At 36.9% G+C, this 14,710-nt stretch carries 16 protein-coding genes and 1 tRNA gene; 1 reads left to right on the top strand and 16 read right to left on the bottom strand.

Annotation, left to right across the window (positions count from 1 at the left end):
* Positions 1-40 precede the first annotated feature (40 nt).
* Positions 41-685, bottom strand: coding sequence for a zinc ribbon domain-containing protein (locus QZV03_RS02460; protein ID WP_296874127.1), 645 nt, complete (start codon positions 683-685; stop codon positions 41-43).
* 150 nt (positions 686-835) lie between these two features.
* On the opposite strand from QZV03_RS02460, the gene QZV03_RS02455 reads away from it, so the two are divergent.
* The gene (locus QZV03_RS02455; RefSeq protein ID WP_296874126.1) at positions 836-1,123 is read left to right on the top strand and encodes a winged helix-turn-helix domain-containing protein; all 288 of its coding nucleotides are present in this window, start codon (positions 836-838) and stop codon (positions 1,121-1,123) included.
* A gap of 4 nt (positions 1,124-1,127) precedes the next feature.
* Here the strand turns inward: QZV03_RS02455 and QZV03_RS02450 are convergent, their stop codons facing one another.
* The 15 genes from QZV03_RS02450 to cysK form a co-directional block, all read right to left on the bottom strand.
* On the bottom strand, positions 1,128-2,105 hold the full coding sequence (locus QZV03_RS02450; protein WP_296874125.1) for a zinc ribbon domain-containing protein: 978 nt from the start codon (positions 2,103-2,105) through the stop codon (positions 1,128-1,130).
* 8 nt (positions 2,106-2,113) lie between these two features.
* Entirely contained in the window at positions 2,114-3,004 is an 891-nt protein-coding gene (locus QZV03_RS02445) for a zinc ribbon domain-containing protein (protein ID WP_296874124.1), read from the bottom strand.
* Entirely contained in the window at positions 3,001-5,262 is a 2,262-nt protein-coding gene (locus QZV03_RS02440) for a DHH family phosphoesterase (RefSeq protein ID WP_296874123.1), read from the bottom strand. Before QZV03_RS02440 ends, QZV03_RS02445 begins: the two co-directional genes overlap by 4 nt.
* A gap of 8 nt (positions 5,263-5,270) precedes the next feature.
* Positions 5,271-5,777, bottom strand: coding sequence for a hypothetical protein (locus QZV03_RS02435; protein WP_296874122.1), 507 nt, complete (start codon positions 5,775-5,777; stop codon positions 5,271-5,273).
* A 78-nt stretch (positions 5,778-5,855) separates the two neighbouring features.
* Positions 5,856-6,221, bottom strand: a complete 366-nt coding sequence (locus tag QZV03_RS02430) for a desulfoferrodoxin family protein (RefSeq protein WP_296874121.1) — start codon at positions 6,219-6,221, stop codon at positions 5,856-5,858.
* A 58-nt stretch (positions 6,222-6,279) separates the two neighbouring features.
* Complete coding sequence (gene nifU / locus QZV03_RS02425; RefSeq protein ID WP_394350672.1) at positions 6,280-6,651, bottom strand: Fe-S cluster assembly scaffold protein NifU; 372 nt, start codon at positions 6,649-6,651, stop codon at positions 6,280-6,282.
* 1 nt (position 6,652) lies between these two features.
* On the bottom strand, positions 6,653-7,861 hold the full coding sequence (locus tag QZV03_RS02420; protein ID WP_296874119.1) for a cysteine desulfurase family protein: 1,209 nt from the start codon (positions 7,859-7,861) through the stop codon (positions 6,653-6,655).
* 50 nt (positions 7,862-7,911) lie between these two features.
* On the bottom strand, positions 7,912-9,210 hold the full coding sequence (locus QZV03_RS02415) for an O-acetylhomoserine aminocarboxypropyltransferase/cysteine synthase family protein (RefSeq protein WP_296874118.1): 1,299 nt from the start codon (positions 9,208-9,210) through the stop codon (positions 7,912-7,914).
* A 273-nt stretch (positions 9,211-9,483) separates the two neighbouring features.
* Positions 9,484-10,092: a hypothetical protein gene (locus QZV03_RS02410; protein ID WP_296874117.1), complete on the bottom strand. Its 609-nt coding sequence runs from the start codon at positions 10,090-10,092 to the stop codon at positions 9,484-9,486.
* 13 nt (positions 10,093-10,105) lie between these two features.
* Positions 10,106-10,684, bottom strand: a complete 579-nt coding sequence (locus QZV03_RS02405; protein ID WP_296874116.1) for a hypothetical protein — start codon at positions 10,682-10,684, stop codon at positions 10,106-10,108.
* 270 nt (positions 10,685-10,954) lie between these two features.
* Complete coding sequence (gene cysS, locus QZV03_RS02400; protein WP_296874115.1) at positions 10,955-12,301, bottom strand: cysteine--tRNA ligase; 1,347 nt, start codon at positions 12,299-12,301, stop codon at positions 10,955-10,957.
* 31 nt (positions 12,302-12,332) lie between these two features.
* Positions 12,333-12,403 (bottom strand) — tRNA-Cys (locus tag QZV03_RS02395).
* A 73-nt stretch (positions 12,404-12,476) separates the two neighbouring features.
* Positions 12,477-12,851 (bottom strand): transcriptional regulator, encoded by a 375-nt coding sequence (locus tag QZV03_RS02390; RefSeq protein ID WP_296874114.1) that lies wholly within the window; start codon positions 12,849-12,851, stop codon positions 12,477-12,479.
* Complete coding sequence (gene cysE / locus QZV03_RS02385) at positions 12,848-13,567, bottom strand: serine O-acetyltransferase (protein ID WP_342764220.1); 720 nt, start codon at positions 13,565-13,567, stop codon at positions 12,848-12,850. The genes QZV03_RS02390 and cysE overlap by 4 nt, the downstream gene beginning before the upstream one ends.
* 60 nt (positions 13,568-13,627) lie before the next feature.
* Positions 13,628-14,575, bottom strand: a complete 948-nt coding sequence (gene cysK, locus QZV03_RS02380) for a cysteine synthase A (RefSeq protein WP_296874112.1) — start codon at positions 14,573-14,575, stop codon at positions 13,628-13,630.
* Between the last annotated feature and the right edge of the window lie 135 nt (positions 14,576-14,710).

Here is a 14,710-nt window from a genome sequence, read left to right as displayed (position 1 = left end):
AATTATGCAAAAAAAAATAAGATAAGTGATATTAAATCACTTACTGATATCTAAAGAATTCAACTTCCCAGCTTACTGTTTCATAATAGTCTATAGTAAATACCTCTTCAGATGATGAGGTGAATGTAAATGAATCAGATCTGGTTTCAACTGCACTTTTGGATCCCCAATCAACTCCACCAGACTGACCATTGGAACCTGAAACGTACAAATGGTTAGTTGCATAGTTTTTAATCGGATATGCTGAAAGTTTTACCATAATCTTTCCTGCAGGAACATTAATAGTTTGAGAACCTGATCCTGAACCGGAATAGCTTCCTATTGACACCCAATCCTTTGAATCACTGGAAGATGATGAAGATTTTGATGATGATACAGTAGTTGTCTTTGCTGAATCAGATTCATCATCCTTGTCATCAGAATTGTCTACAGACTTGTTTTCGCTGGAACCTGCACTTTGTGAAGCATCATCGCTTTGAACATTGCCTGAGTTTGAACTCAATGCAAAGTAGCCAATTGTACCTGCCAAAATGATTATAATGGCAATAAGTGCAAAAATAATCATCTTTGAATTGCCAGAACTGCTGGCGGTAGGTTGAGGCTCTTCCACAGCCAATGAATTCCCACATTTTGTACAGAACTTTGCCTTGTCTTTATTTTCAAAACCACATTTACTACATTTCATAACAATCAATTAATTATAATTAATCAATACTATGTTTAACACAAGATATATATGTATTTAATCGTTTTAAATTAATTACCTAACAGGTGCATAATTTAATTATATAATGTTATAAACTATTTTATATTATAAACAACCATATAAGTAATCATGGTAAAAGAGAACGATGAACTTTTGAAATTAACTTCATATGTTCAAATTTCCAAATATAGGGAGAAAACGTTGAAATCAATTGGAGACGATGTTAAAATACCAACAAAAATTGCTCAAGACAGTGGAATCAGAACCAATCATATTTCAAAAGTCCTAAGCGAATTAAAAAGTAAAGACATTGTTGAATGTATTAATGAAGAAGCCCGTAAAGGCAGGTTATACAGATTAACTGATACAGGCAAAGATGTATTAGAAAACATCAATGAGAAAGATAGCGAGGAGTAGGAATCTAACTTAATTCAATTCCTTCTTTTATACTTTCCAATTCTTCCAAATCATCAGTGGTTGGAACTTCTTTTAAAATTTCAGACAACATTTTTAATAAAAGCTCATTTTTAATTTCTATTGATACACATTTATCAGTTTCCGTAAATATTGATTCATGCGTTGGCGGAGTCAGATCCTTTCTGTACTGTAACTTTATTTCATTTCTTAACTCATCATCAATATATTTTTCCAGATATACAATTATCTCATTTGCAAAGGAATTGCCCAATTTAATCATTATATTCAATGACTCATCATCAATTGGTGTGTTTTCAACCAATAGATTGAAAGATCCATAATTCTGATAGCCGTATGGTATGAATCTGCCCTCAACGGTATGGGCACAGTATTCGCTCATTATTTCAAATTCGGGAAGCTTTAAAAAAAACCAGACAAAACTTTGAAGGGTTGATGAGGGTCTTACTTTGAAAACATGACATAATAAACTTTCAATGATGCTGAACATGAAAAAATGCCCCAATTCATGGATTATAGTGGCAACCTGTACTGAATCATCAAGTCTGTCATCATAATATATCCCATTTCCAAGGAATATATATCCCCTTTCATAACCCCTTGCCTTTGGCTTGCATACGGTAAATATGCTTGCAAGGTTTAAAATCTTGTTTTTGATTGAATCTCCCCATACATCAATATAATCGGCCCGAATGAAAATGTTTGATAAAATCTGAAGATAATCCTCATTAGATATATGGGCATTTTCCAGAAGGTTCTGGTTGAACTCACTAAAAAGTGTATCGAAATCATCTATAGTTACAGGATTCATCTGGTTTCCGCATTTGATGCAGTATGTTGCAAGGTCTCCATTGCTCTCACCACAAAAAGGACAGATATGCTCCAATATCAACTTATTTCCGCAGTGTGTGCAATAGTTATTCTCCTTGAAGTTAAGTGTTCCGCAAATATCACATGGTCTCATCAAAATCCCTACCTAAACCTGTCCTTAAGGCTTTTTACTGTCTTATTAATCGAATTTTTCTGAACGATTCTTTTTTTAACATTTTTGCCGCAGTGCGGACAGTATTCAGTGTCCCATGACAACACCTCACCGCATGAACACACTACCCTTGTTTTAATCATTCTTTGAGGGTTCAACGGCCTGTCACATTCTTCACAGAACTTGAGATGTTTCGAATTCTTATGTCCGCAAACGCAAACGATTTTTATATCCTCTCTTTTCAGATTGTTCCCGCATTCAATGCAAAAATCAGAGGTGACCTCATTGAGAGTTGAACATGTGCACAGTATTGCCATCTGACCAATGTTTCCATACTTGGTCAATGGAAGGCCACAGTTTCTGCAGAACTGTGAGAACTTTTCGTTTTCCTCGCCGCAAAAGCAAAATATGGAATCCCCAAACTCAATATTAAAGTTGCTGTAGTTGTCAAATCTTTCAGCTTCCTCCTTAAGCTGCCTTCCACACATCTCACAATAAATGTTTTCACGTGAGTTGACGGCCCCGCACTCACACAGGACATTGTCAACGGAAAACTTCGGTTTGGATTTTCTTTTTAAAATTTTAGCCAGCTTGCTTTGGGATCTCTTTGCTCCACACATATAGCAGTATTCATTGTTTACATCATTAATGTATCCGCAGGAGCATAACTCATATTTGAAATCGATATTTCTGTTTATATATGGTGAAAAGTCTATTAAAAAGTTGAAAAAACCAATATTATGGATTGGTGGTGTTAAAACACAAGTGTCACTGCTCGCATCACGACCTGTTTTAGCACCGCATCCTGTACAATACGGTTCATTTGGAAGTATTCTATGACCGCATTTCCTACAATAATTGCCCGCATCCATTTGCATCATTTTTTAGATAATGATTGTATTTCCTCTACAACCTTGAAAAGAACGTCCTGACCCAGTCCTTCAATGTATTTGATGGATCCCGCACATTCATGCCCACCACCATCAACACCTGCCTGTGGAACTCTTTCAATCATTTTTGTCACTATCTCATTGACATTGAATCCATACTGTTCGTTTACGGCATCTGTTGCCCTGAACACACCAAAGTCAGGTCCATGACCAAGGGTCACAATAGGCTTGTCCGGTCCCAATTCGTTTATTACATGATCATGCACAAATCCACAGGTCTTTCCAGGTGCAGGGAAAGTGAATTTGTGTGCAAATTTCTCAACATCCAAAAGATTGAAGTATATTCCATTTTCAAGCTTGGTCTGTTTTATGTTAGGAAGAACAGCCCTGAGTTGAGTGTCGATTCTTTTCTGATATTCCTTGTATAATGCATCAATCATCTTTCTGTGCTTATCGAAATTGTCTACCGCAAGTATAGTATCCATTATTCCTCTACCGTTCATGAATCTTAGGAAGTATGCTTCAAAGTCCACACATTCGGCAACTTTTGCGAGATGTTCCTGTGTGAATCCCTTTTGAGCAGCAAGTTTAAGGTACTGGTACACTTCACCACATTCGGCACGGTCTCCAAGTGCGGCTATTGCCGGAAGATGCTTGATTAATTCCTCCACTTCAGGGTTTATGATATGGGCCACTTCAGTTGCAAGACAGCCTGCTGTAAGCTGTGAATCCCCTCCGACAAGGTATGGATTTACATGTGTGTCAACATATTCATCAACAGCCACTGTTGCACCATATATTACACCATCCTCCTCGACTTTTGTCAATAATTCTCCAGGGGAGTGATGGTCAATAACAACAACCTCTATATCATAGATTTTAGCCTGCATAAGTGCAACGATGTCCTCTTCTGTTGAACCGTTGTCCAAAAGAACTATAAGAGGAAGTTTCTGACCGTGTCTTTCCTGGTCCTCAAGGGCAAATGACAAATCCTTTACCACGTCTTCCAGCTCATAGAATGGTGCCTTACTTGGTGATCTTTTGAAGTAGTAGTATTCAGCGTCATTGCTTGGATTGTGTTTCTGTATAAGAGGAACAATTGCCTTTTCCATTGCAACACCTGACACGATACCGTCCGCATCGTTGTGGTGTCTTAAAAGAATTGTCCTTCCGTCAAGTATTGCCCTTCTGATTTTTTGTGCAGCTTCATACATCTTAGGTCTTAACCTGTTTAAAACATCACTCTTGACCAAGAAATCAACATCTTGAGGTTGAGCTTTCCTGTTTAATGCATCGTCAATTAATTTATTTAATTTGGCAGTGCTTTCGCTGTCAAGTTTTACCATTGATGATGACTCAATCTGTGTCTTTCCACCGTGTTCGTTGACCTCACCGATTACCTGAACGGCATCGTCAAGCTCGACTTCAGGATATGCCCTTTCACCGGCCTTGTCAAAGGCGGCAATTTCGGTTGTTCCGCTCTCATCACTTATGATGAAGATAGTAGGGCCTGAAGTCTGCTGAATTTGCTGCACCATACCATCAATTCTAACCATTTTACCCTTCTTCTCTTCAAGCTCACCAATTAGAGTACGTGGAACTGACTTGGTAAGCCTTTTGAGGTTATATGTTTCAACGTAAGCAGGAGCAAAATCGATTTTTCCTTCCCTTGACTTGATTGATGTTACAAACACGACAATTTCTTCACCCACATTATATTCGGAGACATCTCCCCTCATGAGACCCCAAACGTTATTGTTGAGTGAAACGAATGCACCATATCTTTCAATCCTTGTGATTTTACCCTTATATAACTTGTCCCTGTCTATATCCTTCATTTTGCACAGGGAATCCAATACATAAACGTCACGAACCTGTTTTCGGCGTGCTTCATATTCATCATGCTTTGCCTTTTCCGCCTTTCTTTTCTCACCACATTCATGACATAAATCATATTTCTCATCTAAAATTTTTCCACAGTCACGGCAAACGTTTATTTGACCTGTTCCATGACAATGAGGGCATTCTTCATATACTTCCACCTGTCCCTTACCGTTACATGCTTCACATGGAATATCTTCTTCTCCTCCAAGGTCAAATTTGTCACGTGCCTTGCTGTTGACTCCTTTAAAATGATTTCCTATATCAAAAACATCATCTTCATAGCCTGTTCCTCCACAGGCTTCACATTCCTTATAGTCCACTACAACTGAACCTATTCCATTACATTTTGGACATTTTGTTTTCATTAAATCACCTATGTTATCGTGAATAAATTCGGATTCTCACTTATAATCTCATTTCTTTCATTCTGGATTCTTACCGCATCGGCCATTAAATCATTGGCCTCTGTTCCGTGAGTTGATCCGGTATAATTATAATACATTCCCAAATAGTATATTGACTCTTTAAGCTCCTCTACGGCTTTTAATTTGTATTCCAATTCCTTTCTTGTTGTGTCAATGTAGTTTTTGTGAACCTCATGGAGATCCTTATTATATTTTTCCTTGATTCTTGAAAGCTTATTTAAACTGTTATTATAGTTATCTCCAGCAGACTGAGCCTTCTGGCTGGCCTCATCAAAGGACCGCTCATTCAATAATTCAACGGATTCATTGTAATCTATATCCCCTTGATGAATGCTATCACTGATTTGTGGCATTGATTGATTAATATTTTCTACAGAACTGTCAATATAAACGACAGCGACAGAAATCAAAAGTAAAACTACAATAAAAATTATCAATTTAATATAATTAGACACGTATTAAATTATATAAAAAGATATTATTAAAAGTTATTATGAAAAAAAGAAGAAAGTTTAAAAAAAATATTTTTAAACTTATTCACTGGACCATAGTCCGTGTAGGTTACAGAATGCTAATGCTTTTACATCATCAGTTGAGTTTACTGTAAAAGTTGCTTCTGCAACATCTCCTGGTTTGAAGCATTTTGCATATTGTTCAGCGCCTGCTTCAACGATGACAAATTCAATGTAATGGTCATCATCCATTGGGTGAGCTGCTTCACCGACTTTTACGGTTACTTTGTCACCATCGATTTCAACTACGGGTTTGTGTTTTGGAGCTTTTTCTCCTTCGGTTTGGACTGGGAATTCAAGCATGTGGTCTGAGCATACTTTTCCGTCGCCTTCAGACAATACTTGAATGATGCTTCCGCAGTCATCACATTTTAAAATTTTTGCCATAATAAAACATCTCCTAATATTTAGGTTAAAGATATTTTATCCATCAAAGTATTTATTACTATTGATTATTTTCATAATAATTTTGTATTGCCGCTTGAAGTCCGTCAGCTGCAAGGTTGGAACAGTGCATCTTGATTGGTGGAAGACCATCCAATTCCTCTGCAACATCATTACGGGAGATTTCCAATGCCTCTTCAAGAGTTTTACCAACTGCAATTTCAGTAATCATACTGCTTGTTGCAATTGCGGCTCCACAACCGAAAGTCTGAAAAGAAATGTCCTGGATGACATTGTCCTCAACTTTAATGTATATTGTCATAAGGTCACCACAGGTCGGATTACCAACGGTTCCCACTCCATTTGCATCTTCCATCATTCTGCAGTTTCTTGGATTTGCGAAATGATCCATAACTTTTTCTGAATAATCCATTTTAACACTTCCTACATCCGTCTTCATGTTTTTTACACATTATATTGTCATAATCTAGTTCCTGATTCCATAATGGTGACATCTGCCTTAGCCTTTTAACGGCTTCCGCTATGGTATTTACGAATTCATCAACATCGAAAGTATCACTTTCAGGTGCTAGTGATATCCTAAGTGATCCGTGAACATCAACAGGATCAAGTCCTAAAGCGGTAAGTACCGGTGATGCCTCCAAGGTATTTGAGGAACAGGCGGAACCGGTTGAAGCCTGATAACCTTTAGCATCAAGCAACAGAATTAAGGATTCACCTTCAATAGCTTTGAAGCGGAAGTTAACAAGGTTAGGCAATCTGTTTTCAAGACCACCGTTCAGATATGCTTCAGGAATGGTGGACAATACCTTGTCAATGAGTTCATCACGAATTGAGGATAGTTTTTTGTAATGTTCATCCAATTTGGCAGCTGCAATTTCACATGCCTTACCAAATCCGACAATTCCTGGAACGTTTTCAGTTCCTCCCCTAATTCCTTTTTCCTGACCACCACCATGAATGAGTGGCACGACACGAGTTCCTTTTTTAATGTAAAGTGCTCCAACACCTTTTGGACCATTGATTTTATGTGAAGACAATGAGAGCAAATCGATGTTTAATTTCTCAACATCCACTTCAATTTTACCGAAACTCTGTACAGCATCAACATGGAATTTGATTCCTTTTTCACGTGCAATTTTACCGATTTCCCCGATAGGCTGAATGGTTCCGATTTCATTGTTAGCATGCATTACAGTAATCAATATGGTTTCATCGGTGATTGCCTCTTTTAAATCTTCGATTTCAATTACACCATCCTCATTGACTGGCAGGTAGGTTACCTTAAAATCAAGTGATTCTAAAAATCCCAATGTATTTTTAACTGCAGGGTGTTCAATATTGGTGGTAATAATATGTTTGCCCTTTTTAGCTAATTTGAATGCAATACCCTTAATGGCAAGATTATCAGATTCTGACCCTCCGCTTGTAAAGATTATTTCATCCGGTTTTGCATTAATTGCATCCGCCACTCTTTGACGAGCTAGATTTAATGCCTTTTTAGATTCACGGCCAATTCCATAAAGAGTTGACGGATTACCGAACTCCTCAATGAAATATGGTTCCATTTCTTTGTAAACTTCTTGGCTAACTTGAGTAGTTGCTGAGTTATCTAAATACATTTTTATCTCCCAATTGTCTTTTAATTTTAAATATAAAAATTAGATAGTAATTAGATACTATCTAAAGCTTGACTTAAATCTTCAATCAAATCATCCACATCTTCAAGTCCGATGGACAATCTGATGAAGTCAGGTGTTACACCTGTTGCTTCCTGTTCTTCCGGAGTCAACTGCTGGTGTGTTGTACTTGCAGGATGTATTGCCAAACTTTTTGCATCACCGATGTTTGCAAGTATTGAGAACAGTTCAAGTTTTTCAATTACCTTTCTTCCAGCTTCCTCTCCTCCTTCAACACCGAAACCTAAGATTCCTGCAAAGTGGTCTTTGAGGTATTTCTTATTGGTTTCATAGGTTGGGTGGGATTCGAGTCCAGGATAGTTTACCCATTTAACTTTTGGGTGTGATTCCAGGAACTTTGCAACCTTCAATGCATTTTCGGAGTGTCTTTTGACACGTACATCAAGGCTTTCAAGTCCTTGTAGGAATAGGAAACTGTGTACTGGTGCCAGAGTCGCTCCAATATCTCTTAAAAGTCTTGCTCTGATTCTTAATGTGAATGCAAGGTTTCCAAGTTCAGGCACATCTCCGAATGTGTCCCAAAATACCAGTCCATGGTAACTTGGATCAGGTTTTGTGAAGTTTGGGAACTTTCCGTTTCCCCAGTTGAATTTACCTGAATCAACAATGTATCCTCCGATTGCTGTACCATGTCCTCCCACATATTTTGTTGCTGATGACGCAATGACATCTGCACCATGCTCGAGAGGTCTTACAAGTCCGACACCGACGGTGTTGTCCACAATCAATGGTATGTCATGAGAGTGTGCAATTTCAGAGAGTGCCTCAAAGTCTGGTACGTCGAGTTTTGGATTTCCGATTGATTCAACATATATTGCTTTGGTTTTATCGTCAATAGCCGCTTCAAATGCTTCAAGGTCCTGTGAGTCCACAAACTTGACCTCACGTGCAAGATCCTTAAATGTGTAGTTGAAGAGCTGATATGTTCCTCCATAAAGGTTGTCTGCAGATACAATATTGTCTCCAGGTTCAGTTACATTCAAAATTGCATATGTAATAGCCGCAAGACCACTTGATGTTGAAATTCCTGAGTTACCGCCTTCGATAGCAGCAATTCTTGCTTCAAATACATCACTGGTAGGGTTTGTGAGTCTGGAATATATTTGTCCAAACTCTTGAAGGGCGAATCTCCTTGCAGCTTCATCTGAGTCTTTAAATACATATGAAGTAGTCTGATAAATTGGTACTGCTTGAGCACCGGTTGCTGGATCAGGACTTTGTCCTGCACGAACACCTAGTGTTGCTAATCCGTAATTCTTATTATTTGTCATTTTATAATCACCTTTATTATTGAATTTAGTAAATATATCACGTGTTATATTACTATATAACAATAGTTATTTTTTATATATAAATGTTTTGGTCTACCCAAAAATAAAATATAACATTGAGATAAAACACTGTTATACAAATATAACATAAGTTATAATAGTATATAAACATTGTTATATTTTCTTGAAAATAATGAAAAAACGGTTGAAAAATATCAAATTATATTACATCACTTTGAATCTCTAAAAAAAATAATAAGAGAGTAAACTCTCCTAATATATACGATTAAAAGTGGTATTGGACTTGGAGATATCCTTATAGCTTGGAACTTCCATGCCACTTCTATTGTACAAATCAACCAACCGGTTGAATCTTGACTGAAATTCATCATTGTTGCTGCGGGACATGAACGGGAGAGTGAACTTCAAAAGAAAATCATCAATGGTGAACTTTTTACCCATTTCAATCTTTCTAGTCAAATCGTCCAGCAATGCGTCACCGTCATTTTTTCTTGATGAAGAAAATGTAATGCTGATATTCTCATCACCAGGAACTTCAATATCCCTGATTTCAATATGGGGTTCACACACTATATGTGCAACGACATATTGTCCGAAGGATTCTTGCAGGAACTTACAGACCTCATATATGTTCTCAACTTCATCTTCACAAGGCATTTCACGCTGTACCTTAAAAAATCCTGCTCCCCCTCCAATGAACTTCAATATGATGCCTCCTAATTTTTCCTTGTGTGGAAATTCAACATCATTATCTATTTCAAAAGGTGAGTACACCCCACAAACCTTACCGAACATTACCTCATAGTATAGCCGGTCTTCCAAATCTTTTACTTCATAGTTTTCCTTTTCATATTTAAACATACAATCACTCCAATCAATCAAAATCAAATTCCTCTATTAGTTGCCTGTAATGGTGAAGCTTTTCATAAAAGACATCCCTATCCTTGTAGCCCCTGTAGGGAAGAAGCATATGTTCGATTGAATCATGAATTGTGAACTCCTCATGATTTTTAAGTTTGGTTTCCAATCTGTCGATTATTTCCTCACCATCATCCACATCCAAACAGCTGAAAAACATCGTAATTTCCCTGCCATTTTTTTCCACATCAAAATCCAGATTCTTAAAAGGGGCACATGGAATATAAGCACTTATGGGACGTTTGAATTTATCAGCCAAAAAAGTGCAAACTTTCGTAATAGACTGAAAATCATCCTGAGTAACTTCCCCTTCAATGCTTTTCAAGTAAACCACGTCAGAATCTTCAAACATCAAAACAACACCGTTGTCATCATCATCTTGCGGAAGTTCAATGTCCTGTCTGATCTGGAAAACTCTGCGGTCCTTGAATATTGTCTGCACAATTACACAATACCAGTTTAAATCATCAGGATTGGAATTCAGCAAGCGTCTTTCATTTTCACTTAATCTTTGATTAGAATATATGCCAAACATTATTTTTCCTCCAATTTTTGAAAAATACAAAATCCCTTAAATCAAGTATTTTCTAAAAATTTTATTTTGCAATATTCAATTAGATTAAAAAAGAATATAAATCTTTCTATATGAGTCTAAAACAATATTTAGGTCGGTTTAGAAAAAAATAAGCTCAAATCAATATTGTTTTTAGTTTGTTAAATTTGTTAAAAATATATTACATTAACAATTAAAAAATGTAAAAAAACAGCAAAAAAATAATAAAAAAAAGAAGAGAAATTAATTCCCTTAATCGTTGATTTCGTATCCTAAAGCCTGTAAACTATCACGGATTTTATCGGATAAGTCATATTGCTTGTTGGCTCTTAGCTCTGATCTGACTTCACCAATCAAGTCAAGCAAGTCATCTGAACCTGCATTAACTTCCTGAATTTCAAAGCTAACACCAAAAATATGTGCCGCATCATCAAGAAATGCCTTGATGGCAATCTTATCCTGATCGGATAAATTATCCAAATCGTTTTTGGTGTCATTGATTAATCCAAAGATTGCCGCAATAGCCTTTGGAGTATTGAAGTCATCATCCATACTGTTGAAGAATTCTTCCTTATGAGGTGCCAATACATCTGATTCGTATTTTTCCTCATCAACATCAACATCTAAAAGCTCGTAATATTTCCTGATTCTGTCCAGGCTTTTTTCAGACTGGTGAAGTGAATCTTTTGAAAAGTCAATAGGGCTTCTGTAATGAGTTGACAATACAAAGAATCTGAAAGTTTCAGCATCCCAATCCTCAAGCAGTTCACGGATTGTAATGAAGTTATGAAGGGATTTTGACATCTTTTCCCCGTTAACATTTAAAAATCCAGTGTGCAACCAGAATTTGACCATTGGAGCTTTTCCTGATACCGCTTCCATCTGAGTAATTTCCGCTTCGTGGTGAGGGAATATCAAATCCAAACCTCCACCGTGGGCATCATACTGAGGTCCGAAGTAGTATTCGGTTATTGCAGTATCTTCTATGTGCCATCCAGGCCTTCCGTCTCCCCATGGAGATGGCCATGTAGGTTCATCTACACCTTCACGTTTTTTCCAAAGCGCAAAGTCCTGTGGATTTTTCTTTGTTGTATCGGCCAAGTCCCTGTGGGATTCAAGCTCTTCAATGTTTCTGTTTGATAGCTTACCGAATTCAGGGAATTTGTCTATTTCAAAGTAAACTCCATCTTCGGTTTCATAAGCAAAACCTTTATCTATTAATCTTTGAATTTGGTCCAATATTTCATCAACATGGTCGGTTGCTCTTGCAAATAAATTAACGCCATTGACATTTAATTTATGCATGTCCTCCTGATAACGTTTTTCATACTTGCGAGCCAGATCATGTGCGGGAATTCCGCTTTCCTTTGACCTGTTGATAATCTTATCATCAATATCTGTAATGTTTTGGATATAAAATACAGCATACCCCTTATATTCCAGATATCTTTTTATGGTATCAAAAGAAATGTATGTCCTTCCATGTCCAATGTGTGCATCATCATATACAGTTGGACCACATACGAATAAATTAACTCTGTTATTATTAATAGTCACAAAATTCTCTTTACTACGAGTTAAAGTTGAATAAACGTCCATAAATAAAAACCTCGAAAAAAAGTAATTAAAAAGGCAAGTGAGGGACTTGAACCCCCGTATTATGGTCTGCAGCCACACACCTAGCCACTCGGTAAACTTGCCACTAAAATTAAAAGTATAATAAAATATTGGTCATTTATAGTTTAAATACTTTACTATTTTTTCCAATATTTTACTATTCCGCTTCGGAACCCAAACATGATTGACAATCATCTCCAAGGTCAGACTTATCAATATTAAGCTGTTCTAAAACATCAACTGTTCTGACATTTTTACAGATTGCACAGGTTCTCGGAATCAAATCAGCTTTGGTAGCTTCCCCTTCAGATAATTGACGAGCAAACTCATGTATCATTGCCCTAACATCATCATCAAGTTTTATTCCGCTTCCACGTTTATCAGTGATGTACTGAGAAACAGCAGGCTGAGTTATATCCATAAGTTCAGAAACATCTTTCTGTTTCATACCCAAGTTTAATAGTTCTTTTGCTAATTCTGATCTAATAGCAGGTATAACATACCAAACTACAATTTCACAAGGTGGTTTCATTTTTTATCACCATCACGTCCTAATAGACCTCCAAAACGAAGTTCATCTTCAATTTGGTCATCTGTCAAACATATTCCATTCTTATCAAGAAGAATTTCAATAAGTTTTTCATTGTCTTCAATTTGTTTTTCTAAACGTCTTATTGCTGCTGCAACAGGGTCCGGCAATTTATTATGTTCTAAATCAACAACATGACTTTGATTTTTACATCTAACAATTCTTCCAGGAACTCCTACACAAGTTGATTCAGGAGGGACATCCTTAAGCACAACGGCACCGGTACCAATTTTAGAGTATTCACCAATTGTGATATTACCCATAACTTTAGCGCCTGCGCCAATGACAACACCCTTTTCAACGGTCGGATGTCTTTTGACTTTTTTGGTTGTTGTACCTCCAAGGATCACTCCCTGATAAATCAATACATCATCGCCGACAATGGCGGTTTCTCCAATAACAATACCCATACCATGGTCGATGAATACCCTATCACCCAATTGGGCTCCGGGATGTATTTCAATACCTGTGAGAAAACGACTAATAGTTGAAAGTAAACGAGCAAAAAACTTCAAAGAATGATTCCATAAGTAATGATTTATTCTATGAAATACAATGGCATAAAACCCAGGATAACAAAAGAAAACTTCAATTGTTGACCTTAAAGCAGGATCCTTTTCTTTGATAGTGTTTATCTCATTTTTCAACCTACTAATCATACTCATTTAATCACCAGTGTTATATAGTAATTATATAACACTATGTATATATAATTATTCTTAATCAAATAACCAGTCAACAGAGAGATATCTCTCACCGTTATCAGGCAATATTGCAATTATCCTTTTACCTTTATTTTCTTCTTTTTTAGCTAATTCCAAGGCCGCCCAAGTTGCTGCACCTGATGAGATACCGGAAAAAATACCTTCCTTAGTTGCAAGTGCAATTAATGTATTGCCCGCATCCTCATTTTCGACAGGAATAATCTCATCAATGACGTCAGCATCATAGATTGATGGAACAAATCCTGCACCGATACCCTGGATTTTGTGAGGTCCTTTTTCACCTTTTGCCAATGTTTGGGAATCTTTCGGTTCAACTGCCACTATTTTAACATCAGGAACAGCTTCCTTCAAAACCTTACCGATTCCTGTAATGGTTCCTCCGGTTCCAACACCCGCAATAACTATATCCACATTACCATCAGTATCCCTCAATATTTCCTGAGCGGTGGTTTCTGCATGGATTTTTACATTTGCAGGGTTGTCGAATTGCCCTAAAATGATTGCATCATCAGTTGTTTCTTCTAGTTCTTTTGCCTTTGCAATAGCTCCACCCATTCCATCAGCACCAGGAGTCAATACCAGTTCGGCTCCAAGAACACTTAGGAATTTTCTTCTTTCAACGGACATTGTTTCAGGCATGGTCAAGATTAACCTGTAGCCTTTTGCGGCTGATGCAAATGCAAGTCCAATTCCGGTGTTTCCACTGGTCGGTTCGATGATAACGGAATTTTCGTTTAATAAACCTTTTTCTTCTGCATCTTCGATCATTGCTACTGCAACTCTATCTTTTACACTTCCGGTTGGGTTGAATGATTCGATTTTTACATCCACTTCAGCCTCTAAACCTTCAGTCAAATTATTTAATCTTACGATTGGAGTGTTTCCAATAGCATCGGTAATGCTATCAAGTACTCCTCTTTTTAATTCTGGAATATTTGCCATGATTTTTTCTCCTTATTATTTAATTTGTTTTTAGGCATATTTAAAGGGGTTAATTTTAAAGTTAAAATAACATATGTTATAATAACTATTGTTATATAACAATGTTTTTATTTATAAATGTTTTGGTATCCTAAA

Source organism: uncultured Methanobrevibacter sp. (assembly GCF_902788255.1).
Classification (GTDB): domain Archaea; phylum Methanobacteriota; class Methanobacteria; order Methanobacteriales; family Methanobacteriaceae; genus Methanocatella.
Note: the sequence above shows the minus strand (reverse complement) of the source record. Positions and strands in the feature narration are given on the sequence as shown.

Bases quoted from the DNA above. Each gene is read 5' to 3' on its own strand.
- QZV03_RS02415 (WP_296874118.1), bottom strand. From the start codon at position 9,210: ATGACAAATAATAAGAATTACGGATTAGCAACACTAGGTGTTCGTGCA.
- cysE (WP_342764220.1), bottom strand. From the start codon at position 13,567: ATGATTAGTAGGTTGAAAAATGAGATAAACACTATCAAAGAAAAGGAT.
- cysS (WP_296874115.1), bottom strand. From the start codon at position 12,301: ATGGACGTTTATTCAACTTTAACTCGTAGTAAAGAGAATTTTGTGACT.
- QZV03_RS02420 (WP_296874119.1), bottom strand. From the start codon at position 7,861: ATGTATTTAGATAACTCAGCAACTACTCAAGTTAGCCAAGAAGTTTAC.
- QZV03_RS02430 (WP_296874121.1), bottom strand. From the start codon at position 6,221: ATGGCAAAAATTTTAAAATGTGATGACTGCGGAAGCATCATTCAAGTA.
- QZV03_RS02405 (WP_296874116.1), bottom strand. From the start codon at position 10,684: ATGTTTGGCATATATTCTAATCAAAGATTAAGTGAAAATGAAAGACGC.
- QZV03_RS02390 (WP_296874114.1), bottom strand. From the start codon at position 12,851: ATGAAACCACCTTGTGAAATTGTAGTTTGGTATGTTATACCTGCTATT.
- QZV03_RS02445 (WP_296874124.1), bottom strand. From the start codon at position 3,004: ATGATGCAAATGGATGCGGGCAATTATTGTAGGAAATGCGGTCATAGA.
- QZV03_RS02460 (WP_296874127.1), bottom strand. From the start codon at position 685: ATGAAATGTAGTAAATGTGGTTTTGAAAATAAAGACAAGGCAAAGTTC.
- QZV03_RS02450 (WP_296874125.1), bottom strand. From the start codon at position 2,105: ATGAGACCATGTGATATTTGCGGAACACTTAACTTCAAGGAGAATAAC.
- cysK (WP_296874112.1), bottom strand. From the start codon at position 14,575: ATGGCAAATATTCCAGAATTAAAAAGAGGAGTACTTGATAGCATTACC.
- QZV03_RS02410 (WP_296874117.1), bottom strand. From the start codon at position 10,092: ATGTTTAAATATGAAAAGGAAAACTATGAAGTAAAAGATTTGGAAGAC.
- QZV03_RS02455 (WP_296874126.1), top strand. From the start codon at position 836: ATGGTAAAAGAGAACGATGAACTTTTGAAATTAACTTCATATGTTCAA.
- QZV03_RS02440 (WP_296874123.1), bottom strand. From the start codon at position 5,262: ATGAAAACAAAATGTCCAAAATGTAATGGAATAGGTTCAGTTGTAGTG.
- nifU (WP_394350672.1), bottom strand. From the start codon at position 6,651: ATGGATTATTCAGAAAAAGTTATGGATCATTTCGCAAATCCAAGAAAC.